This window comes from Mitsuokella apri (assembly GCF_047974105.1).
Lineage (GTDB): Bacteria > Bacillota > Negativicutes > Selenomonadales > Selenomonadaceae > Mitsuokella.
In genome coordinates, this window is the sequence record NZ_JBHYRS010000008.1 from 39962 (window position 1) to 63501 (window position 23540).

Below are 23540 nucleotides of genomic sequence, written 5' to 3' on the forward strand. Positions count from 1 at the left end.
GAACACAAATTAGCATAGGAACTTGGGTATGAAAGAGTTTTTTAGAATAAAGTCTTTATATATGATATAAAAATCATAAATATAGAATAAATTCCATATTTATGATATAATACGGATAAATATGGATTTATTTTCATAATGGAGTGAAATCATGAAATTGTTAGAACGAAAAGAATATATGTCGTTTTTACAGCGTCACAAAGACAGACACATCATCAAGGTCGTTTCTGGTGTCAGACGCTGCGGAAAATCAAAGCTCTTCGAGCTGTTTCAGAATGATCTTTTGGAGCAGGGCGTTTCGAAAGAGAATATCATTAGCATCAATTTCGAAGATCTGGCATTTGAAGACCTGCAGGAATATCATGCGCTTTATCAATATGTTACGGCGCACATGCAGCCTACGGGGATGAACTACATTTTTTTGGATGAAATCCAGCATGTGCCTCACTTTGAAAAAGCCGTGGACAGTCTGTTCATTAAGGACAATACGGATGTCTATATTACCGGCTCCAATGCCTACTTCATGTCCGGAGAGTTGGCAACCTTGCTTTCTGGCCGCTATGTGGAGCTGAAAATGCTGCCGCTGTCGTTCAAGGAATATTATGAGGCCAGCAATTTGTCAGCGAATCACACGCTGCGGGAAATCTATGAGCGTTATATCACAGAAAGTTCTTTTCCATATACCTTACAGCTCGAGGGCCGTCAGCAGGATATTCATGAATATTTGACAGGACTTTATAATACCGTCCTTCTGAAGGATGTCATAGGCCGCTTGCATATCAGTGATGTAAAGATGCTCGAGAGCATCGTAAAGTACCTGTTTGCCAATGTTGGCAGCTTGCTGTCCATCCGCAAGATTGCGGCTTCTATGACCAGTGCCGGACGAAAGATTGACAGCAAGACAGTCGAGAAATACCTGACTGGCCTGCAGGACAGCCTGCTCGTCTATCAGGCAGACCGCTTTGATATCAGGGGCAAGGAACTCTTGAAAATTAACCCGAAGTACTATGTCGTCGATGCAGCACTGCGCTATCTAAAAGTCGGCAGGCACGGGCAGGATACCGGACATATCCTGGAAAATACCGTTTATCTGGAACTTTTACGCCGCGGCTATGAAGTATATGTAGGCTCCATGACAGGTGGTGAAGTCGATTTTGTTACCAAAAATGAACAAGGCCTTGCTTATTATCAGATTTCGGAATCGACATTGCAGCCAGAAGTGATGGAGAGGGAATTAAAGCCTCTGCAGCGGATCCGGGACAACTATCCGAAATTTTTGCTCACCCTTGATGAAATCGAGTCTGCGGCTGACTATAACGGCATTTGCAAACAAAATGTTCTGCAATGGTTATTGGACAAATGAGACTGTTTTTCAAGGCCTCAATTTTTATCCTATATCGGATGCTTCGCCGTTCATGTTATCCTTATGCTATACTGAAAGCATCCAAGTAAATAAGTAAACATTGATTAGGTGCAAGCTAGGAGAATGCTATGCAAGTCATTGATTTAACCCATACGATACGAGAGAATATGCCTGTATATCCCGGAACGGACCCTCCTGCATTGCTGACAGCCAATACTTATGAAAGAAACGGCTTCAAGGAAACACTGATTAAGATGTATTCTCATACTGGCACGCACATGGACCCGCCGGCTCATCTGTTTGCCGGAAGAACGACCTTGGACCAGTTCCCGGCAGAGCAGTTTATCGGCAAAGCCATCGTCATCGACTGCCGCGACCTGCAGGAAGGGCAGTCGATCACCATGAACTGCATCAAAAATGCCGGCGATCAGGCAAATCAGGCAGACTTTCTGCTTTTCAACCTTGGCTGGGACAAACGCTGGGGGACTGAGGCCTATTTTGGCGATTATCCTTGTATTGACGACGAAGTCATGGATTATATCCTGCAGGGCGACTATAAAGGGATTGGCTTCGATGTGATTGGGCTCGATCCGATTGCCGACGAGAATTTAACGAGGCATAAAAAGCTGTTCCGCGAAAAGAATATCGTGAACATCGAGAACCTGAAGAATCTCGACTTGTGCGGCAGGGACCTTTTCTGGTTCAGCTGCTTTCCTTTGAAAATCGACGACTGCGATGGTGCTCCCATCCGTGCTGTCGCATGGTTCGCATAAAAATAGCAGCTGCATCAATAAATGATAGCAACTGCCATTATCTTCCATTTGGTTACGAAAGAGGTATCATTTGTCTTATGCACTCTTTCCGTTCATGAGTTCCATTACCTTCTGCATAAGTGCATCAACTTCCTCTTCCGAAAGCCCCAAGTATAACATTATTTTTTCTTTTGGTTCCCCATTTTTTATCATGATACGCGCGGAAGCCACAGCTTTATTATGTTCGCCGCGTTTCTCAACGCCCTCACTCAGATTGCACATTTCATCGACCCCCTTCGTTAGATGCGGCGTGACCGATTAACTTCGCGCCGCAAGCCCTTAGCTTAAGCTATAGGGATAGGCGCGTAACGCAATCAATCAGCACGTAGAGTAATCTGCGTGTAGAGCCGTGCCAAGACATGGACAGGACAGCATCTGAATTGCTGGAATCCCCTAAAGCCAAGAGAACGACAACGCAGCCCTGAAAGAAAGGCCAACGTGAACGTGGCGAAAGTAGAAAGAATCACTTGGATGGTGCAAGGTCAAATCCTAAACACCGAATCGCACAATGGGCAATCAGCAGCTAAGCTCCGAACAGGAGAAAGTTCAACGACTATTCCTCCCGAGGGAAGTAGGGGCAAGCGCCCCGAAGTGGATGAGACCCTACTGCGTGCAGCGCAGAGGAACAAGATATAGTCTGTGCTTGCAGGAGACTGCAAGAAGTTCATAAGAGAACTGTATCGGGAGCAGCGCCCCGATATGAACGACAAACTCCCAATCGCATGGCTGAAAAGCCAGAGGGTTCCCTTAAAATTTCATACCTGAAATCCGTTTTACAGCAGCCTTTGGCAGCTGCCCTCGAAAAAGCATTCTGCTATAATGAAGGGAGAAACCAAAGGAGGCTGCATCTATGGCAAGCAAAGCATCTGCACCGCATTTCGTGCTGAAATTCAAACTGAAGACCGAGCCGTGGCAGGAAGATGTCATGGATAAGCGCTTTGAAGCCGGCAGGCAGATCTATAATGCCTTGGCAAACGTCAGCCTCAAACACTGGAACGAACTCAAGAAGACGAAGAAATATCGTGCCTTGCTCGATTCCCTGAATCACGATAAAGCACACGATAAGCCAGTCTGGGCCGAGATCAACCGTCTGAGATGCGAAGCAGGACTTACGGAGTACGGCCTTTCCAAGATGATCACGCCAATCCGTAAACACTTCGAGAAGCATATCGGCGCACACCTCGCGCAGAAGCTTTCCCTGAGCGTATGGCGCTCCTTCGAGAAACTGTTCAAAGGAGAGAGCAAGGCCATCCATTTCAAGAAATACGGCCAGCTCAATTCCCTTGAAGGCAAGACCAATACCACGGGAATCCTCTTCAAGCCAGAACGCAGGGAATGCATCTGGTCGAATCTCAGGATGCCCGTACTGGTCGATGAAAAGAATCCCTATGAGATGGAAGCCTTGAAGATGCCCATTGCCTATTGCCGAATCCTTCGGGAATCTGTCCGAGGGAAAAGAAAGTACTACCTGCAGGTCGTATTCAAAGGCAGGAAACCAGCCAAACGGCACAAGTCCGATGGCACTTTCGTTCATCTGCTCGGCAAGGGCGACGTCGGCATCGACATCGGCACATCCACCATTGCGTATGCCTCAGAAAAGGAAGTCCGCATCGAGGAGCTGGCAGACAAGGCACAAGGTTACGAGCGTGAACGGCATCGCCTCCTGCGAAAACTGGACCGAAGCCGCAGGGCAACCAATCCCGACCAGTTCCATGAAGACGGGACAGCAGTCCGGCACGCGAAAGGAAACCGTCCGATATGGCACCGCAGCAAGCGTTATGAAAAGGTTCTTGCAAGACTCAAAGAGACTTACCGCAAGCAGCGGGAAGTCCGCAAGCTCCAGCATGAGCTCCTAGCAAACCACCTGCTCACGCTCGGCGATACCTTCTATGTCGAAGACATGAACTTCAAAGCCCTGCAAAGGCGCTCCGCCAAGACCGAGAAGAACGAGAAGGGCAGGTTCAAGCGAAAGAAACGCTTCGGCAAATCCCTAGCGAATCGGGCACCAGCCATGCTTCTCAGTATTCTCAACCGCAAGCTCCAAGAATTTGGACGCACCCTCATCAAGATTGATACGCGGGAAGCCAGAGCTTCCCAGTTCAACCACGTTGAAGGAACGTACAAAAAGAAGAAGCTGTCCCAGAGATGGAACCTCATTGCTGGATTGAAAATCCAGCGGGACATGTACAGCGCGTTCCTGATTCAGAACGTCAATCCCGATTTAAAAACCTTCGACTTAGAGAAATGCAACCGCAGATTCCCTGATTTCATCCAGATGCACAACGCAGAAGTAACCCGCCTGCTCGGAAACCATAACCTGAGCAGTATTGGAATATAAAACAGATTTCAGGTATCCGGTCTTGAAACGGGCCGGACAGACGCTAATGCGTTCAATGGAACGCTTGTCTGTGAAATTTTTGAGGAAGCATAGCCAGTCCGATATCCTTTCGAGGATATTGGGAAGTTATGTACGTACTCAAGAACCCCCTCGCTTTAGCCATGGGGAGTTTCAGGGCGTGCGACTGCTGCATCTATCTGGCACGTTACCATGGCATGATGGAGCTGTACCCATATGATGCCAATCATGTGACCAAGGCCGATTACATCCGCTTTGCAGAGCAGGATATGCAGCCGTATCTCTATCCGCGGCCTACAGGTATCGACAAACTTGAAACGTATATTGATGGTTTTTCCGGCTATCTGCAGGAGCGGGGAAATACGATCCTGCATCTGCAGCCGTGGCCGGGGAAAGAATCTCTCGAAGATACAAAGGCTATCATTTGTCAGCAGATTGACAAGGGCATGCCGATTCCCTGCCTGACTCTTCGCCACAAAAATCCATTGATGGAGCCGTATGTCTGGCATTGGTATTTGCTGACGGGGTATCAGAACTTCGGCGATGTTTTTCTGGTCAAAGTCGTCACCTACGGTCAATGGCAGTGGCTGGATTTGTCGGTCCTGTGGGACACGGGCTATTCGCGTAAAGGCGGACTGATTCTCTTCGACAAAGTATCCCAAGGTATTACCAATCGGACTGACAGGGTGAAATGAAGTAATTTTATATTTATGGAAGGGTTATGAGCATATGAAGATTGATATTACCTTGGAAATAACCCCAGAACTAGTCGATGATGCACGAAGAAGTCTTCATAAATTCAACATGGAACATTTCGGCACGCATATTGATGTGATGGACAAGGCCTTCCCGCTTGAGTATGTGGAGCGGCAGGGCATATTTTTTGATATCAGCGATATTCGGGACCGGGAAGTGACGACTTCCGATATCGACCTTGATAAAGTGAAGGCCGATATGTTTGTCGGGTTCTATTCCGGCTTCATCGAGGCAAAGGGATATGGGACAAAAGCTTACCTCGGTACGCATCCCTGCTTGTCAAAAGAGCTGATTGATGCCCTGCTGAGCAAAAAAATCTCCCTTATCGGCGTGGATTTTTCCGGCGTGCGCAACGGCAAGGAACATAAGCCGACGGATCAGTACTGTGCGGACCGCGGTGTCTTCATCGTGGAAAATCTCTGCAGCTTGAGAGATGTGGTCAAGGCCGGCGGACAGGGCAGGGTCAGCACGTATCCGGTCCGTTATGCGGATATGACGGGACTGCCCTGCCGGGTGGTCGTCGATATAGCCGATATATAGATATATAAAGGAAGTGAACGCATGCCTACGTATCTTGCCATCGATCTCAAATCGTTCTATGCGTCGGTGGAATGCCGTGAGCGGAATCTCAATCCTCTCACGACAAATCTCGTGGTCGCTGACCCGACACGCACCGCAAAGACCATCTGCCTTGCCGTATCGCCGTCTCTCAAGGCCTACGGCATTCCGGGGCGTGCGCGTCTTTTTGAGGTCATTCGCTGCGTGGAAGAGGTCAATCGCAGGCGCCGTTTCTTTGCACCGCGTCGGATGCTGACGGGCAAATCGTCAGATGCGGAGGAACTCGCTGCTCACAAGGATTTTGCCGTCGATTACATCGTCGCCCCGCCGCGCATGGCCCTTTACATGAAATACAGCACGCAGATTTACCAGATTTATCTGCGCTACGTCGTGCCCGAGCTCATCCACGTCTATTCGATTGACGAGGTCTTCATCGATGTGACGAATTACTTGAAGTACCGGAACATCACGGCCCATCAGCTGGCCCGCCAAATCATTCAGGACATCCTCGACGAAACGGGCATCACGGCCACGGCCGGCATCGGCACGAATCTGTATCTTGCTAAAATTGCCATGGATATCGTGGCCAAGCATATGCCGGCAGACAAAGACGGCGTACGCATCGCCGAGCTCGACGAGATGAGCTATCGCAAAAATCTCTGGCATCACGAGCCATTGACGGATTTTTGGCGCGTCGGCAAGGGCTATGCCAAAAAGCTGCAGGAAGTCGGACTGCGCACCATGGGCGATATTGCCCGCTGTTCCCTCGGCCAAAAATCGGACTATTATAATGAAGATTTACTTTACAAAATGTTCGGCGTCAATGCCGAACTCCTCATCGACCACGCCTGGGGCTGGGAGCCCTGCACGCTGGCCGATATCAAAGCCTATCAACCGGAAAATCACAGCCTCGGCTCGGGGCAGGTCCTGCAGGAGCCGTACACGCACGAAAAAGCCCGTCTCGTGACTTGGGAAATGACGGACCAGCTCGTGCTCGACCTCGTGGCCAAGCAGCTCGTCGCCGACCAGCTCATCCTGACCGTCGGCTATGATATCGAAAATATGAAGAATCAAGCCGGCCACAAAGCCTATAGAGGCCCCGTCCACGTCGACCGCTACGGCCGTACCGTGCCGAAAGCTGCCCATGGCTCCATCAACCTCGGCAAATACACGTCCTCAAGCCGCCTGATGCTGGCGAAAATGATGGAACTCTTCGACAAGATCACCAATCCGGACCTGCTTGTGCGCCGCATTACGATTGTAGCCAACCATACCATGCGGGAAGAAGATATCCCGAAAAAAGCACCGGCAGCTGAGGAAATGGACCTTTTCCGTGACTATCAGGCCGAGGCAAGGCAAAAAGAGCAGGAAGCAAAAGACGAGCAGCGTGAGAAAAAGATACAGAAAGCCATTTTGGCCATCAAGGACAAATACGGCAAGAACTCCCTGCTGCGTGCCGCCAACCTGCAGGAAGGCGCGACGATGATTCAGCGCAACGGGCAGATTGGAGGTCATAAGGCATGAGCGAGCAGAGAAATTACGATGATATCATCAACCTGCCGCATCCCGTCTCCAAGCATCATCCGCAAATGCCGCGCGAAAAGCGAGCAGCCCAGTTTTCACCCTTTGCCGCTCTGACCGGCTACGACGATATCCTCGCCGAATCCACGCGGCCGCTCGTCCAGCGCATCGAGCTGTCCGACGATGAAAAAGAGCAGCTCGACCGCAGAATGCAGGAACTCATGGCAAGAATTCAGAAGCATCCGAAGGTCACAATCACCTATTTTCAGCAGGATATGACGGCTGATGGCGGAACCTATATCACGGCCACCGGACGCCTGCAGAAAATCGACACCGTGAGGCATTGCCTGCTTCTGGAAGGAAGTCAATGGATTTGTCTGACCGATGTTTTATTTTTTAACAATTATAACTGTTAAATTTATACATAATAAGAATTTTATCAGTTATAACCGATGAATGATACGCATAGAAAAAGGAGATGTTTTCAAAAATCTTGCCGCTCTACACTATGTACGCTATAATGTACGTATAGGGAGGGGATATTATGCAGATCATGAATGCAACGACATTTCGTAAGAATATCTATCAGACGCTAAGTCAGACGGTCGAATACAATGAGCCCGTATGCATTACAGGGAAACAGGGGAATGCGATTCTTTTGAGCGAGGAAGATTACAGGGATATGCTTGCTACGCTGGAACTCTCAACGAATCCTGCCATGCAGAAAAAAATAGTGGATGGTCTTAACACACCTTTAACTGAATGCCTTGACGAAGATGCGGTGAAGTGGTGATGTGGAAACTCTACTATACAAAGCAGGCTGCAGCAGATATACCAAAGCTAAAGGCAGCACACCTTGATAGCAAAGCAAAAAAATTAATCGCAGTCATAAAAGAAAATCCCTTTCAAAATCCGCCGCCATACGAGAAATTAAAGGGAAGTCTTTTAGGAGCATACTCCAGGAGAATCAATATACAGCACAGATTAGTGTATCAGGTGTATCAGGAAGACAAGGCTGTAAAGATTATCAGCATGTGGACACACTACGAATTTTAGCAAACCACAGCCTGCAGACTCTATCTGCACATGTATCCATCCACTGAACGCAAAGAGGCTGAACAGTTTTGCAGTCCGACAGTAGAGGGAGCGTGATTGCCAATGTATTTTCGCAAAAGTTTAGGGGTGGCTGTTCTGGCCAGTGTCTTTCTAGCCGGCTCTGTTGAGGCGTCGGGGATGTTTCCTTTGGGCACGAATGTTCTTGCCCATAAGTCTCCGGACGGAAATGTCGCTTTTGTAACAGGCCCAGACGTGCCGCTGCTCAAGGTATACAGACCAGACGGCAGTGCAGCTGTCTATTATTTCGAATTTTGGGATCAGAGCCGCAAACTGGCTAAGCAGCAGGGACCGATTCACGCCCGCCTGCTCGCGGACGGGCAGGAAATTCCGCTGACACCAGTGGGCAGTGAAGCCGATATGCATGCAGCCGACATTTTTTCGGGGCAGTACTCTGTCAGCGAAGCAGCTTTGCAGCAGGCCGCCGGGGCGAAGTCGTATCAATTCCAGCTGGTCAATGAGGAAGGGAAAGTCCTTTGGCAGCAGGAAGGCAAGGGCAAGACGACACAGGCCATTGGCAGACTCTTAGCGGCCAGGCCGCAAAGTTATTTGCGCGAAGGCGTGATCCGTGATGAAAAAGCGTCGGATTCGGTCCGCCGTGACGCCAGACCGCGCATCTTTTTGCCGAATGTCTCTCCGACGCAGGTGCAGGCATGGCTGTTTCTCCATCGTCAGTCTCTGCTGAAAGACAAGCTTGGCAAGGCTCTGTACGAGAACTTTGATTTTTATTATCATAAAAAGGATTCGGATATCGTCGTGTTTTCCGGCAGACCGCTTGGCGATGGACTGCCGCTGATTACGTTTGAGACACGCCCGTATAACGGCGGTACCATGCTGGCGCTGATGAAAGACCAGGAGAGGTACGACCGCTGGCAGGGAGCATCTTATACGACTGGCACGATGCAGGCCGACGATGACATCGTGAGTCTGACTTCGACTTGGCGTTTTCTTGATGACCAGTGGGATGGATTTTTGAACGATGCCTACAAGGCCTTTAATGATTACGCGGACTTCGGCTTCGCCTTGAACATGACTCATAAAAAAGGCGAGGGCAACCGTTTCTTCGTGGCTTCCGTGCGCGAGGATCTCCCTGCTTTGGCAAAAGGGGACGAACTTCTGTCTCTGAATGGCGAGAACGTGGCCTGGTACAAGCCCAATGAACTGCAGCTGAAACTTTTGCAGATGAAAAAACCGGCAGTATTCCATATTCGCACGTCAGCGGGGGAAGAACGCGATGTGAGCATTGCGCCTGTCATAAAGAGCAAAGAGAATGCTTCTGTCCTGCCGACTGACCGGGACGCATTTTTCAAAGCGCATAAAATAAAAGGCGACAATTCTGCCGATGTCAATGCCGGCAACTATCCAGAGCTTTTCATGCTTGCGGATTCTACGTACAAGCAGCCATCGGTACGGGAACTATGGGAAAAGGCACAGCAGGAAAAAGCAGCGGCAAAGGCCGCTAAGAAAAAATAGTCTGCACGGACGGACAGTGCCCGGCAGGGGAAGGGAAATCTATGGAAGACGACGAATTAACTTCGCAGGAAGTCAGGCACAGCCGCAAAATTGCCTGTGTTCTGCGCCATCATCCGGAGCAGATTGGCATCCAGCTCGACAAACACGGCTGGGCCGATGTCAGGGAAATGCTGCAGGCTTTAGCTGCACATGGTACGGAATGCTCCATGCAGGAGCTTGAGCGCATTGTCCTCTATAATGATAAGAAACGCGTTGCCTTTAACGAGGACAAGACGAAGATCCGCGCCAGACAAGGACATTCTATCCCTGTGGATGTCGAACTAAAGAAGGCTGTACCGCCTGCAGTGCTCTATCACGGCACGATTGAGCCGAACCGTATGAGCATTGAGGAAAAGGGACTCCTGCCGATGAACCGCCTGTATGTGCATCTTTCGCCGAATATCGAAACAGCCAAACGCGTGGCTGGACGGCGCCAGAAGAAAGGGCCTATCCTGATTTACGAGGTAGATGCCAAAGCCATGCTGCGTGACGGCTGCACGTTTTTCCTGTCGGAAAATGGCGTCTGGCTTACGCAGATGGTAAAGCCTGTTTATTTGAAGGCGCTTGAATCCATGGCATGCTGTCACCATGACTTCAAAAAATGACAGCCATGTGTGAGACGGTGCAAATCGGTAAAAGAAAAGAGTTGCGTTCATGATGAACATAACGGAACAGCCGCAAAACATCATAGTAAGAGGTGCGCGGGTTCATAATCTCAAGAACATTAACGTAAATATCCCGCTTCATGGCATTACCGGCATTGCCGGTGTGTCGGGCTCGGGCAAGTCCTCCCTTGCCCTTGGCGTCCTGTACGCAGAGGGCTCGAGGAGGTATTTGGAGTCACTTTCGACCTATACGAGAAGAAGGATGACGCAGGCATCCCGCGCGGATGTGGATGAGGTGCTTTACGTACCGGCAGCACTTGCCCTGCACCAAAGGCCCGGTGTCCCGGGAATCCGCTCTACTTTTGGCACTGGAACAGAATTGTTGAACAGCCTGCGATTGATGTTTTCCAGACTGGCTTCACACAGATGCCCGAATGGCCATTATGTAGAGCCGAGCTTCAATGTGGCCCTGATGCAGGACCTTGTCTGTCCGGTGTGCGGCGAGCATTTTTTAGCGCCCGGTGCTGAAGATTTAGCCTTTAATTCGAGCGGCGCCTGCAAATGCTGCGGGGGAACAGGCATGGTCCGGACGGTGGACCGGAGTACGCTGATTCCCGATGAAAGCCTGACCATCGAGGAAGGAGCCGTGGCGCCATGGAATTCTCTCATGTGGTCGCTCATGACGGATGTCTGCAGGGAAATGGGCGTCCGGACGAATGTTCCTTTTAAGGACCTGACGGACAAGGAAAAAGCCATTGTCTACGACGGCCCGATGGTGAAAAAACACATTCTTCACCGGCCAAAGAAGGCCACGACGGCGGATGCGGTCGAACTGGATTTTACCTACTACAGCGCGACAGCTACGGTCCTTAACGCCCTGAACAAGGTCAAGGACGAAAAAGGCATGAAGCGCGTAGAAAAATTCCTGAAAGAGGATGTCTGTCCGGAATGCCACGGAACGAGACTTTCAGATGCAGCAAGAGCGCCGAGAATCATGGGCATCTCGCTGGCAGATGTCTGCAAAATGACGCTGAAGGATTCCATCGCGTGGGTCAAAAAAGTGCCGGCTTCCCTGCCTGAGGACATGAGGCCCATGGCGAAAAATATCTGCGAGTCTTACTTGGAAGTCGCTGCAAGGCTCATGGACCTTGGTCTTTCGTATCTGACGCTCGACAGGGCATCCGCTACGCTCTCGACAGGGGAACGGCAGAGAATGCAGCTGGCAAGGGCTGTGCGGAATCGGACGACAGGCGTGCTGTACGTTTTGGATGAACCTTCCATCGGCCTTCACCCTGCCAATATCGTGGGCCTGAATAACGTGATGCATGATCTCGTGCGGGATGGAAATTCCGTCCTGCTGGTTGACCATGATACGCAGATACTAAAGGAATCGGACTGGCTTATCGAAATGGGGCCGGATGCAGGAGCAAAAGGCGGTACGGTCATCGCCGAGGGAACCATCCGCGATATGGAAAAAAACAGCTCCTCCATCATCGGCAAATACCTCAGCGGCAAACAACATGCCCAAAGAAAAGGCGCACGGGAAAAGCCTTTTGCCAATGGTGAAATTTTTATGCAGACAGAAGCACTGCATACGGTAAAGCCTCTTAAGATTCATATTCCCAAGAAAGGACTTACCGTGGTCACAGGCGTGTCAGGGTCAGGCAAAACGACCATGATCTTGGAGAGTCTGGTGCCGGCACTCGATGCACTCTGCAACGGCAAAGCGATGCCAAAACACGTAAAGAAAATCGAGGCAGAGGGCATATCGCATGTAAAACTGATTGATGCCACGCCAATCGGCATCAATGTCCGCTCTACCGTCGCGACTTACGCGAATATCCACGATGAACTCAGGAAACTATACGGACGAACAGCAGCTGCAAAAGAGCTTGGCTATAAAGCAGGCGATTTTTCCTATAACACCGGCAGACTGCGCTGTCCGGTCTGTGATGGAACGGGACAGATTTCACTGGATGTACAGTTTTTGCCGGACGTGAATATCCCGTGCCCATCGTGCAGGGGTTCCCGTTACAGTAAGGAAGCAAAGAAGATACGGCTGCAGAACCAGGCAGGAAAAGAGAGTTCCCTGCCGGAGCTCATGGCCATGGATGTCAATACGGCACTCGAGTTTTGTGCAGATATGAAAAGAGTACAGTCAAGGCTCCAGATTCTCCGCGACCTCGGGCTCGGCTATCTCACACTTGGCGAGGAAACGCCCGGACTTTCGGGTGGCGAGGCCCAAAGATTGAAGCTGGCTTCAGAAATGGGCCGGCAGCAGGACGATTCCGTATTTGTCTTTGACGAGCCTACCATAGGCCTGCACCCGCAGGATACGGAGACACTCCTGCAGGTGTTCCAGACCTTGATTGACAAAGGCGCAACCGTCATCGTCATCGAACATGACTTGGACGTTATGAAAAGTGCGGATTACATTATCGATATGGGCCCCAGCGGCGGTGAAGAAGGCGGCAGGGTTGTCGCGAGCGGCACGCCGGAAGAAATAAAGGCATGTAAAGAGAGCATCACGGGAAGATTCCTGACTTCATGGTAAGGGAAAATTGCAGGGCGTAGAAAGAGAGGAATATACGATGCGCAAAGAAATGATTCGTGCGATGATTTACGGCCATGCGGTAGGCGATGCCCTCGGTGTGCCGGTAGAATTCAGCTCAAGAGAGCAGCGAAAAAAAGACCCCGTCAAAGAAATGCGGGGTGAAGGAACGTATCATATGCCAGCCGGCTCGTGGTCGGACGACACGAGCATGACGCTCTGCCTGCTCGAGAGCCTGAATCGGCTCGGCAGACTCGACTGCGATGACGTCATGAAGAATTTCACACGCTGGCTTTACGAGCAGGAATTCACGCCGACCGGGGTTGTCTTTGACGTCGGCATGACGAGTCAGATGGCCGTCCGGCGCCATGTTGACGGCATCGCGCCGCTTGCCTGCGGCGGACGGGGCGAGCGCGACAACGGCAATGGCTCGCTCATGCGCATCGCGCCGATGGTCATCTATTGCGAGGAACATGGCGGACTGACGCTCAATGAAGAAATGGCCGCAAAGATTCACGATGTTTCGGCCCTGACGCATGCGCATCCGAGAAGTCAGGCTGCCTGCGTCATCTTTGTCGCGACGGCCTTAAGGCTGCTGGCAGGAGAGCCGATTTCTTTGGCCATCGAACAGGGCGTTCAGGAAACGCACCGCCTCTATCAAGATAAACCGGAATACCGAGAAGAACTCCTGCATGCCTATCATCGCCTGTTGAACCTCTCCGCCTTCCGCCGTCTGCCGGAAGAAGCCATCAAGAGCAGCGGCTATGTCGTCGATACTTTGGAAGCGGTCTTCTGGTGCCTGCTGCACAGCAATAGCTACAAGGAATGCGTCCTGCGTGCCGTCAACCTCGGCGAAGACACCGACACCATCGCGGCCATCGCCGGCGGACTTGCCGGCATTATCTATGGCTATGAAGCCATTCCATCCGAATGGGTAGAGGCACTGAAGGGAAAAGAGCAGATTGAGACCGCACTCGGTAATTGATGCAAAAGTCTCGTCTACACATTTTACAGACGAGACTTTTTGATTTTGTGACGCCCCTAAAATATTATATTTTAAAATATAATATTTTAGAGTATAATATTATAAAGACTATTTTAGAGGTGATTTCGATGAAATTCGTAGACCGTGACCGTGAATTGCGGACGCTGCAGCAGGAGTATGCGCGTACGTCTTCGTCTATGGTTATTATTTATGGACGTCGGCGCGTCGGCAAGACGGAACTCATTCGTCATTTCATCGAGGATAAGCCGTCTCTTTACTTTTTAGCTACGGAAGAATCCGAAGCAATGAACCGCGAAGCATTTCAGCAGCTGACAGCTGATTTTCTTGACAACGATCTGCTTCGTGACAGCGTGCTTACGCGCTGGGAGCCAATCTTTCAGCAGCTTGCGCAGGCAGCTGAAAAACAGCGCCTCATCATCGTTATCGATGAATTCCAGTATATTGGCAAAAGCGATCCGGCTTTTCTCTCCGTCTTTCAGCGCATCTGGGATACAATTCTGCAAAACGCCAATATCATGTTGATTTTATGCGGTTCGCTCGTTTCCATGATGATGTCGCAGACCTTAAATCAAAGCAGCCCTCTCTACGGGCGCCGTACCGCGCAGCTCCATGTACGCCCGATTCCATTTGCTCATTATCATGAATTTTTCCCTTCTTCCTTTTCTCAGGAAGAATTGATCAAGCGCTACAGCATCACCGGCGGCGTACCGAAATATATTGAAATGTTTGCCAAAGATGAGGAACTCGCCAAGGCGGTACAGGAAAGTATCCTGACCCCTTCAAGTTTTTTGTTTGATGAGCCGACTTTCCTCCTGCAAAAAGAAGTCTCGGATATCGGCAGCTACTTTTCCATCCTGCGTGTCATCGCTGCCGGCAATCATAAGCTGTCGAAAATTGCAGCCATGCTGCAGCAGAAGCAGACCAATCTTCCGCGCTATTTGAATGTCCTAATTGACCTCGACTTATTAGTACGGGACGTTCCCGTTACCGAAAATAATCCAGCCAAGAGCAAAAAAGGAATTTACCAAATACGGGACAATTTCATCCGTTTCTGGTTTCAGTTCATCTATCCAAATCGGAGCTATCTGGAAATGGGCCATACGGACATCGTGCTCAACCGCCTGAAGCGAAACTTCATCGATAATCAGGTCAGTTTGGTTTACGAACAAATCTGTCAGGAAAAGCTCTGGTCACTCTCTGCCGAAGGAACGTTTCCCGGCCTTCTGGAACGGGTTGGACGCTGGTGGGACAATGCACACGAAATCGATGTTGTCGGTCTGTCGGAAGCAGATCAGCTGTTAGTGCTTGGTGAATGTAAGTTTTGGGCCGGTCCTGTCGGCATAAATGTTCTCACTGCATTGGAACAAAAGGCCGCATTCGTGGACTGGCACAAGGAAACGCGCACAACCATGTACATCTTGTTCAGCATCCACGGCTTCAATGAGGATCTTCGTGCGGCAGCGGCGGTCCGCAAAGATATACTGCTCATTTCCTAAATGGATGAGCCAGAACAAGAATATAGGAAAAAGAATAGAATGCCTTGCAAAAAATAGAGCATCTATGTAGGGAAAGATGCACAAGGGGGAATGGTCAAATGATGTGGGAAGAGGAAGATTCAAAGCAGGCGCGAATGCTGCAGGAGATCCAGCGCCGGATTCTGGAAATTAATATGGAGCGGCGGGAGTTGTCTCTGCCGCATAATCCGTACGATCAGGAGGAGCGGGAATTCTCGAGCATCGAGCAGGGGGACAGCGAAGGGCTAAAAAAGGCCCTCGCGGAAAAACGTACGGGCACGATGACGGGTAAGCTTGCCGACACGCCGCTTCGCTCTGCGAAAAATATCGGCATCGTAATCCTGACGTTGGCTTCACGTGCGGCCATCCGCGGCGGACTCGATCCGGAAACGGCTTTTACCGTAGAAGACGCGTACTCTCAGCAGCTTGAAAAGCTGGAAACAGAAGAAGAGGTCGATAAACTCGCGCGGGAAGCGGAGTTTTATTATACTTCGCTCGTAGCAAAGCTACGTCAAGCCAAGCGGGATGACGATTTGACTGCACGCTGCAAAAACTACATCCAGCAGCATATTCAGGAACCCCTGCGCCTCAATACCATCGCCAATGATTTCAATCTGTCAACGGATTATCTTTCCGCGCATTTTTCGCAGATTACAGGCGTTCCCCTGAAAGAATATATCCTGCAAGCCAAAATTCGTCAGGCAACTGACCTGCTTCGCTACACAGATCAGCCCATCAACATTATCAGTTCGTATTTATCCTTTTCATCGCAAAGCCATTTTGGCAGTGTTTTTCAGAAGTACACTGGGCTCACACCAAAAAAGTATCGAAATAAATACAAAGAATAAAATCTAATACGGCATTTCTTATATTTAGGACGCATTTTTTATAGAATGCGTCTTTTTTATTCGGTATGATATAGGTATAGACGATGCGTGTACGTGAACGCACAACGTACAAATATATACGATTCATAAAAAGAGAGAGGGGCTGTATATGGGGACGATTCAGAATCCAATCATTCCGGGCATGGCACCGGACCCAAGCATTTTGCGCGTAGGCGATGATTACTATATTGCGACATCCAGCTTTCACTGGCTGCCGGGTATTCCTATTTATCATTCGAAAGATCTCGTGAATTGGCAGCTGTTGACGCATGTGCTGCAGGGCAGCGAAGTGGACCTGCGTGGCACGAACACGCCAGCAGGAATCTGGGCCCCGCATCTTTCGTACGATGAGCAGACGAGAAAATATTGGCTGGTCTTCTGCCATATGCAGAACATGGCTGGACGCGAATTCAATGCCGAAAGCTACGCCATGTCGGCCGATGACATCATGGGCCCATGGTCAAGTCCGCTTTACCTCACGTCGATTGGCTTTGACCCTTCGCTTTACCACGAAAACGGCCATCATTATTTGGCGGTTCTCGAATGGGAGACGCGCAGCGGCTATCAGGCGCCGGGCACCATCGTACTTGCAGAAATCGATTTGCAGACCGGCAAGCTCATGAGTAAATGGCAGCGCATCACCAATGGCTTTACAACAAGGGGCTGCGTTGAAGCACCGCAGCTTTATAAACACGGGGATTACTATTATATGATGGCAGCATCCGGCGGCACGGGCTATGCCCACGGCGTTGAAATCGGCCGTTCAAAAAATATCTTTGGCCCGTATGAGCCAAATCCGACAAACGAACCGATTCTCACGTCATCGCCACGCCATCTCTTTTCCCTCGGCGATCCGGATGCCGGCCATTTCGAGATGTATAATCCGCATTCCCTGATGCAGAAAGCCGGCCATGGCTCGCTTGTTGAGACGCCCGACCATGAATTCTACATTGCGCACCTGATGTCAAGGCCTCTTGCGGGAACGACGCGTAATCCGCTCGGACGCGAGACCTCCTTGCAGAAAGTCCGCTGGATGGAAGATGGCTGGCTCGAGCTTGAAGACGGCACAAATCTTGCCAAGATGACGACGCCGGCACCATCTTCTGCGCCAGAAGATGCAAAGCCGGCCAGTCAGGATATCTACGATGCTTTTTCCACAGGAAAGTACAACAAGGCTTTTATGACACCATACCATCAGCCGGACCTTTCGTGGGTCGCGGTAGAAAACAGCCATCTGGTGCTTTCGGGGCGCGGTTCGTTCTTCTCGCAAAACAATCCATCAATTTTGGCCACCCGCGCCACTTCGTTTGCCTATACGCTGCAGACAAAGCTCGATTTCCATCCGGAGCATTTCTCCCAGACGGCAGGAGTTGGCCTGTACTATGACTCGAACAACTGGATTTACGCGCATATCGGCCTGAACGACAAGGAAAATCAGCGCATCATCGCCATCCTGCAGGCCCGACTCGGCATGCGCATCCCCTTTGACTTTGATACCGTGGTCATCCCCGAGGATGCCGTTCCGGAAATCCGTTGGCGCTATGAAAATGGCAGAGCACAGGCATTCTACCGCCTTGATGAGACGGCAGAGTGGCAGGCCCTTGCAGACCCGGTCGATGTTTCATACCTTTCGGATGAAGGCGTCAACGGCGAACCGGGTGAAATCGGCGGCTTTACGGGCCTGTTTAACTTCATCGGCAGCGTCGATGCCTATCAGCATACATCGCATGCGGATTTTTACTATTATAAAGTCGAAAATGATGCCTAAGGGCAGGAGGGAATTATCATGAGTCAAAAAGTTGTTATTTCCATCAAACGCCTGGTACCGGGCCTGATCATCGGCCCTGCCAGCTGGCTTGGACCATATATCGTCATGCTGTCACTGTTCCTGCCGGCACTGCTGCAGGAAATCGATCCCGCGAACAAAGTCGCCATGCTCGCGCTCTTTGCGGCCTCCGGCAGCATTATCTCGGCCATCTCGAACATGGTGGCCGGTGCTCTTTCCGACAGCACGCATTCGCGCTTCGGCAAACGCGCCCCGTGGATTGTCGGCGGCGCCTTTGTCTTCATGCTTTCCATGATTGGCGCAGGCTTCTCGGAAGGCGTCACCATGCTGCTCGTCTGCTGGCTCATCGGTCAGGTGGCCCTGAACTTCATCGTCGCACCGATGGTCGCCTGGCTCGACTTCGCGGAAGATAAGTACAAAGGCACGGCTTCCTCGGCTTACGGCGGTCTCGGCATGGCCCTTGGCAACAACGGTTTCAACGTCATCGGCGCCATGTTCCTCGGTCAGTTCCGTCTCGGTTTCGTCATCTTCGGTGTCATCACGTTCGTCGGCGTCCTGATTGCGACGCTGATTGTCCACGAGCCGTCCAACCTCAATGAAAAAGACGACGACAGCAAGAAAAAAGAGCATTATTCCCTTTCCATGTCGACGCTGCGTCAGGTTTTCCCGGCCTGGCACATCGGCCGCGATTACTATCTTGCCCTGATTGGCAAGATTCTCCTCGGCGTTGCAAACTTCGCCATCACGGGTTACATCCTCTACATCATGACCGACTTCCTGAAGCTCAGCGGCGACATGACGCAGACGAGCATCCAGCTCATCAACTCCATCATGTTCTTCATCGGTGTCTTCATGGGCTTCTTCGCGGGTCCGTTTGCCGATAAATTCAAGATTCTGAAGCTGCCGATTGGCTTTTCGGCTCTGTTCCTCGCCGCAGGCGCGCTGGCACTGTTTGTGCTGCGCGATATGACGGGCATCACCGTCTACGCCTTCTGCGCCGGCATCGGCATGGGCCTCTGGAATTCCCTCGACAACTACCTGAACCTCAAGGTCATTCCGGATAAGGACCGTGTTGGTTTCTTCCTCGGCGTTTACAACGTCGGCAACTCGCTGCCGCAGGCTATCGGCCCGGTCATCGCGGCTACGGCCATCGGCCTCATCGGCTTCTCCGGCGTCTTCGTGATCTCCATGGTCTTCGCGCTGGTTGCCAGCCTCTGCATTTTCGCCATCCGTGGCGTTGCCCGTTAATAGAAAACAAAAAATCGTTCCCGAATCTTGATAGAAGAAAGCGAGGTGAAGCGGGCAGGATACGCCGGTCTTATGGACCGAGGCATCCTGCCCGTATTCTTATGAAAATAAATTCCCTTCTCTACGGTGCAGCGTATTACGACGAATACATGCCCTATGAACGTCTCGAAAAAGACATGCAGCTCATCAAGGACGCCGGCATGAATGTCATCCGCATCGCCGAATCCACCTGGGGCACGATGGAGCCCAAGCGCGGCACATTTGATTTTCACCATATCGACCGTGCCCTCGAGGCTGCCGAAAAATACGGCCTGTACGTCATCGTCGGCACGCCGACTTATGCCATCCCCACGTGGATGGCCAAGGAATGCCCCGATGTCCTGCTTGTGCCGGAACCGGCCATGGTAAAGAACGGCCCTGTCACAGAGCCGGGCCACGAGTTCTACGGCAGGCGCCAGAATATGGATATCGGCCATCCTTATTACCGCGAATGCGCCGAAGAGATGATCCGCGCCCTGATGGAGCACGTCAAGGACCATCCCAGCATCATCGGCTATCAGCTCGACAATGAGACGAAGTACTACGGCAATGCCAATGCGCGCATCCAAAAGGAATTTGTCGCGTGGCTCAAAGAGCGTTTCGGGACGCTCGACGCACTCAACAAGGTCTTTGGCCTCAATTACTGGAGCAATCGTATCAACACCTGGGAGGATTTCCCCGATGTGCGCGGCACGATCAACGCGAGCCTCGCTTCCGCCTTCGACGAATTCCGCCGCGGGACCGTCCGGGATTTCCTCGCCTGGCAGGCTGCCATTGTCAAAGAATATGCCAAGGAAGGCCAGTTCGTCACGCAGAATTTCGATTACGAATGGCGCGGCTGGTCGTTCGGCATTCAGCCGCAGGTCGACCATTTCCAGTGTGCCGAGGTGCTGGACCTTGCCAGCGTCGATATCTATCATCCGACGCAGTCGGCCCTGACGGGTACGGAGATTGCCTTTGGCGGCGACGTCAGCCGTTCGCTCAAGCAGAAAAATTATCTCGTCATGGAGACTGAGGCTCAGGGCTTCCCGCAGTGGACGCCGTATCCGGGGCAGCTTAGGCTGCAGGCCTTCAGCCATCTTGCCAGCGGTGCCTGCGGCGTCATGTACTGGCATTGGCATTCCCTGCACAACTCGTGGGAAACGTATTGGCGCGGTGTCCTGCCGCATGATTTGAAGCCTGGGCGCATCTATCGCGAAGTACAGACAGTCGGTAAAGAGATGGCGCGCCTCTCGAAAGAGCTGCAGGGCCTTACGAAGAAAAACCGCGTGGCGATTCTCGTCAGCAACGAAGCCCTTTCGGCCTTGGAGTATCAGCCTATCGGCGATGTGCTGCGCAAACGCGATTTCAAATATAACGATGTCGTACGCTGGCTCTACGATGCCTTCTACCGCAGCAACATCGAATGTGACTTTTTGCCAGCGACTACGCGAGACTTCCAGGAATATGACCTCATCGCCGTACCTGCCCTCTATACGGCAGAACATGAACTTACGGAAACCCTGAAACAATACGTCAAAGAAGGCGGCCACTTGCTGGCGACTTTTAAGACGGCCTATACGAACGAGAACGTTCAGGTCTATCAGGACGCACAGCCCCATAATCTGACGGATGTCTTCGGGCTCAGTTATCAGGAATTCACCGTCACCCCGAATATGAAGCTGCAGGGCGAAGCATCCCTTACAGGCGCTGAATGCTCCGACTGGCAGGAACTTTTGGAGCCGTCTACGGCCAAAGTTCTCGCTTCCTATGACAACCCGGCCTGGAATGGCTATGCAGCCGTAACCGAAAACGAATACGGCAAAGGCAAAGCCTGGTATCTCGGCTGCTACTTCTCGCCGTCGCATCTTGAAAACTTCGTGCGCGACGTCATTGCGAAAGACCTGCCGGCTATCCGTCCTTACAAGGAGACATTCCCGCTGATCATCCGTCAGGGGTATAACGCCACCGGAAAGAAACTGGCCTATTACCTGAACTACTCAGACAAAGAACAGTCTGTCCCCTATAAAGGCACGAATGCCACGGAATTAATGAGCGGTCAGCCCCTCGAAGATGGCAATATCATCACCTTAGCGCCATGGGACGTACAAATCGTGGCAACAGAAAAAATATAACTTTTTCTTTTTGACCTATTGACTTTTTGACCATTCTGAGTATAATAAGAATTGTAAAGAGGATAAGGGAACCGAGAGAAAGGGTCCAAGGTCCTCGGTACAAATATCAAATGGTTTTGAATCGCCGCCTGATGCTCATCGGAAGGCGGCGGCAAGACGTCGAAAGGGGTTTTTGATTATGTTTGGTTTGGTTCCATTTGTTTCCAACAATGATCTTCAGAAAGAAGAAAACGTATTTGATCGCCTCATGAATGTCTTTGATGAACCGTTTATGCAGAGCTTCCATACTCCGGAATTCAAGGTTGATGTCAAAGACAACAAGGACAGCTACGACCTCACGGCTGAGCTGCCGGGCCTCAAGAAGGAAGACATCTCCCTGACGTACAACAACAATTATCTGACTATCGCCACGAAACATGCGGATACGAAAGATGAGAAGGACGAGAAGGGCAACTACGTCCGCCGCGAACGCAGCCAGAGCAGCATGAGCCGTTCGTTCTACATCGACAACATCGATGAGGGCAAGTGCACGGCAGAATACAAGGATGGTATCCTTTCCGTCCATATGCCGAAGTCGGCAGAGAAGGCCGAAACGGGTCATACGATCAACATCAATGGCGCCGCTTAAGCCGCAGCGTGAAAACGCTTAAAGCTTGACCAACCAAACACCGCGTGTCACCTTCGGGTGGCCGCTGGTGTTTGCTCCATATGCAAGGGACGTCTCTTAAAAGGAGTCAGCATTTTGCTGGCTCCTCTTTTTTTCTCGTGACAAGTATGTAATGGCGTCTTTTTTTATGCAGGAGTCCTTATGCTTTTGCCGCTGAAATGCTCAAAATACGTTCTTTCAGCAGTCTTGCCGCCTCGGAGAAGACCTGATGCTTTTTCCAGATGAAGAACACGCGGCAGGTTTTCGGCGGGTCCAGGGGACGGAACACAAGCGGGCTGTCTTCGGGGAGACTTATAAGCCGGTCAAAGCACAGGACGTAGCCGATGCCTTCTTCGGCCAAAAGAGAAGCATTGTAGAGCAGTGTATACGTGGCGACGATATTGAGTTCGCTTTCGTCTTGATCAAACCAGACGCCAAATTCCTTCCATTTAAGTGCCTGCTGCGAGAGAATCAAGGGGAGTCCGTCAAGGTCTTCTGGATGAATGCTCGTAAGCTTCGCCAAAGGGCTGTCTCTGCGCATCAGGACGCCCCAGCGGTCTTCATAGGAAAGTTCGATATAAGGATAATCCTGCGGCACATCGGGCTGTATCAAGATACCAAAATCCAAGGTGCCTCTTTTCAGATGGTCTTTTACGTTCATGCCATCCATGCTGCGAAAATCATAGTTGACATGGGGATATTCCTTCTGCAGCTCGTGGACGGCATGCGCGATGATCCGCATGCCCGCTGTTTCGCCGCAGCCGATATGCACACTGCCGCTGACGCCTTCCCGTGCATGGGAGACTTCATCGACAGTTTTATCTACGAGTTCGGCAATTTCTTCTGCTCGCTTCTTGAGCAAAAATCCCGCTTCCGTAAGAGTCGTACGCCGATTGCTCCGCAATAGAAGCTTCACGCCGAGTTCATTTTCGAGATCCATGAGCTGACGGGAAAGCGCCGGCTGAGAGACGTGCAATTCTTCCGCCGCATGGGAGATATTTTCCGTTCTGGCCACAGCCAGAAAATATTTCAGGACACGAAATTCCATTTTTATCACCTCTGCCGTCTATTATAACAACATCTGCTATGTGATTCAATTATATCCAGTAAGTATAAATAGGTATTTGTTATAGAAAGCGCCTTATGATATCCT

At 51.0% G+C, this 23540-nt stretch carries 21 protein-coding genes; 19 read left to right on the forward strand and 2 right to left on the reverse strand.

The genetic code is table 11. The features are described 5' to 3' along the window. The first annotated feature begins 178 nt into the window (after positions 1–178). Together ACE419_RS09995 and ACE419_RS10000 are read left to right on the forward strand one after the other, a co-directional pair. On the forward strand, positions 179–1363 hold the full coding sequence (locus tag ACE419_RS09995; protein WP_503128873.1) for an ATP-binding protein: 1185 nt from the start codon (positions 179–181) through the stop codon (positions 1361–1363). Between the two features lie 128 nt (positions 1364–1491). Continuing rightward, positions 1492–2136: a cyclase family protein gene (locus ACE419_RS10000; RefSeq protein WP_435721906.1), complete on the forward strand. Its 645-nt coding sequence runs from the start codon at positions 1492–1494 to the stop codon at positions 2134–2136. A 75-nt stretch (positions 2137–2211) separates the two neighbouring features. Here the strand turns inward: ACE419_RS10000 and ACE419_RS10005 are convergent, their stop codons facing one another. Beyond that, a complete protein-coding gene (locus ACE419_RS10005) occupies positions 2212–2397 on the reverse strand; it encodes a hypothetical protein (protein ID WP_432647673.1) in 186 nt (61 codons plus the stop codon). Between the two features lie 628 nt (positions 2398–3025). Here ACE419_RS10005 and ACE419_RS10010 point away from each other — a divergent pair. The 17 genes from ACE419_RS10010 (at position 3026) to ACE419_RS10090 (ending at position 22369) form a co-directional block, all read left to right on the forward strand. Next, positions 3026–4513: a hypothetical protein gene (locus tag ACE419_RS10010; protein ID WP_435721907.1), complete on the forward strand. Its 1488-nt coding sequence runs from the start codon at positions 3026–3028 to the stop codon at positions 4511–4513. Positions 4514–4641: 128 nt separating this feature from the next. After that, positions 4642–5226 (forward strand): OTU domain-containing protein, encoded by a 585-nt coding sequence (locus ACE419_RS10015; protein WP_435721908.1) that lies wholly within the window; start codon positions 4642–4644, stop codon positions 5224–5226. Positions 5227–5260: 34 nt separating this feature from the next. Then, entirely contained in the window at positions 5261–5827 is a 567-nt protein-coding gene (locus ACE419_RS10020; RefSeq protein WP_432647670.1) for a cyclase family protein, read from the forward strand. A 21-nt stretch (positions 5828–5848) separates the two neighbouring features. Further along, the gene (locus tag ACE419_RS10025) at positions 5849–7369 is read left to right on the forward strand and encodes a Y-family DNA polymerase (protein WP_432647669.1); all 1521 of its coding nucleotides are present in this window, start codon (positions 5849–5851) and stop codon (positions 7367–7369) included. Continuing rightward, on the forward strand, positions 7366–7782 hold the full coding sequence (locus ACE419_RS10030; RefSeq protein WP_432647668.1) for a YolD-like family protein: 417 nt from the start codon (positions 7366–7368) through the stop codon (positions 7780–7782). The genes ACE419_RS10025 and ACE419_RS10030 overlap by 4 nt, the downstream gene beginning before the upstream one ends. Positions 7783–7910: 128 nt before the next feature. Continuing rightward, on the forward strand, positions 7911–8159 hold the full coding sequence (locus tag ACE419_RS10035) for a type II toxin-antitoxin system Phd/YefM family antitoxin (RefSeq protein ID WP_432647667.1): 249 nt from the start codon (positions 7911–7913) through the stop codon (positions 8157–8159). Next, positions 8159–8422 carry a Txe/YoeB family addiction module toxin gene (locus ACE419_RS10040; protein ID WP_435721955.1) on the forward strand — a complete coding sequence of 88 codons (264 nt, stop codon included), beginning with the start codon at positions 8159–8161 and terminating at the stop codon, positions 8420–8422. Before ACE419_RS10035 ends, ACE419_RS10040 begins: the two co-directional genes overlap by 1 nt. Before the next feature lie 102 nt (positions 8423–8524). After that, positions 8525–9952 carry a M61 metallopeptidase family protein gene (locus ACE419_RS10045; protein WP_435721909.1) on the forward strand — a complete coding sequence of 476 codons (1428 nt, stop codon included), beginning with the start codon at positions 8525–8527 and terminating at the stop codon, positions 9950–9952. A 41-nt stretch (positions 9953–9993) separates the two neighbouring features. Continuing rightward, complete coding sequence (locus tag ACE419_RS10050) at positions 9994–10596, forward strand: RNA 2'-phosphotransferase (protein WP_435721910.1); 603 nt, start codon at positions 9994–9996, stop codon at positions 10594–10596. 49 nt (positions 10597–10645) lie between these two features. Next, positions 10646–13150, forward strand: coding sequence for an excinuclease ABC subunit UvrA (locus tag ACE419_RS10055; protein WP_435721911.1), 2505 nt, complete (start codon positions 10646–10648; stop codon positions 13148–13150). Positions 13151–13187: 37 nt separating this feature from the next. Beyond that, entirely contained in the window at positions 13188–14132 is a 945-nt protein-coding gene (locus tag ACE419_RS10060; protein WP_435721912.1) for an ADP-ribosylglycohydrolase family protein, read from the forward strand. A 47-nt stretch (positions 14133–14179) separates the two neighbouring features. Further along, complete coding sequence (locus tag ACE419_RS10065; RefSeq protein WP_435721913.1) at positions 14180–15649, forward strand: ATP-binding protein; 1470 nt, start codon at positions 14180–14182, stop codon at positions 15647–15649. A gap of 98 nt (positions 15650–15747) precedes the next feature. Further along, positions 15748–16515: a helix-turn-helix domain-containing protein gene (locus ACE419_RS10070; protein WP_435721914.1), complete on the forward strand. Its 768-nt coding sequence runs from the start codon at positions 15748–15750 to the stop codon at positions 16513–16515. A 148-nt stretch (positions 16516–16663) separates the two neighbouring features. Continuing rightward, on the forward strand, positions 16664–18322 hold the full coding sequence (locus tag ACE419_RS10075; protein ID WP_435721915.1) for a glycoside hydrolase family 43 protein: 1659 nt from the start codon (positions 16664–16666) through the stop codon (positions 18320–18322). Positions 18323–18340: 18 nt separating this feature from the next. After that, positions 18341–19588, forward strand: a complete 1248-nt coding sequence (locus ACE419_RS10080; RefSeq protein WP_435721916.1) for an MFS transporter — start codon at positions 18341–18343, stop codon at positions 19586–19588. Between the two features lie 101 nt (positions 19589–19689). Continuing rightward, positions 19690–21741, forward strand: coding sequence for a beta-galactosidase (locus tag ACE419_RS10085; protein WP_435721917.1), 2052 nt, complete (start codon positions 19690–19692; stop codon positions 21739–21741). A gap of 178 nt (positions 21742–21919) precedes the next feature. Beyond that, entirely contained in the window at positions 21920–22369 is a 450-nt protein-coding gene (locus ACE419_RS10090; protein WP_435721918.1) for an Hsp20/alpha crystallin family protein, read from the forward strand. A gap of 178 nt (positions 22370–22547) precedes the next feature. Here the strand turns inward: ACE419_RS10090 and ACE419_RS10095 are convergent, their stop codons facing one another. Further along, positions 22548–23435 carry a LysR family transcriptional regulator gene (locus ACE419_RS10095; RefSeq protein WP_435721919.1) on the reverse strand — a complete coding sequence of 296 codons (888 nt, stop codon included), beginning with the start codon at positions 23433–23435 and terminating at the stop codon, positions 22548–22550. Positions 23436–23540: the final 105 nt, after the last annotated feature.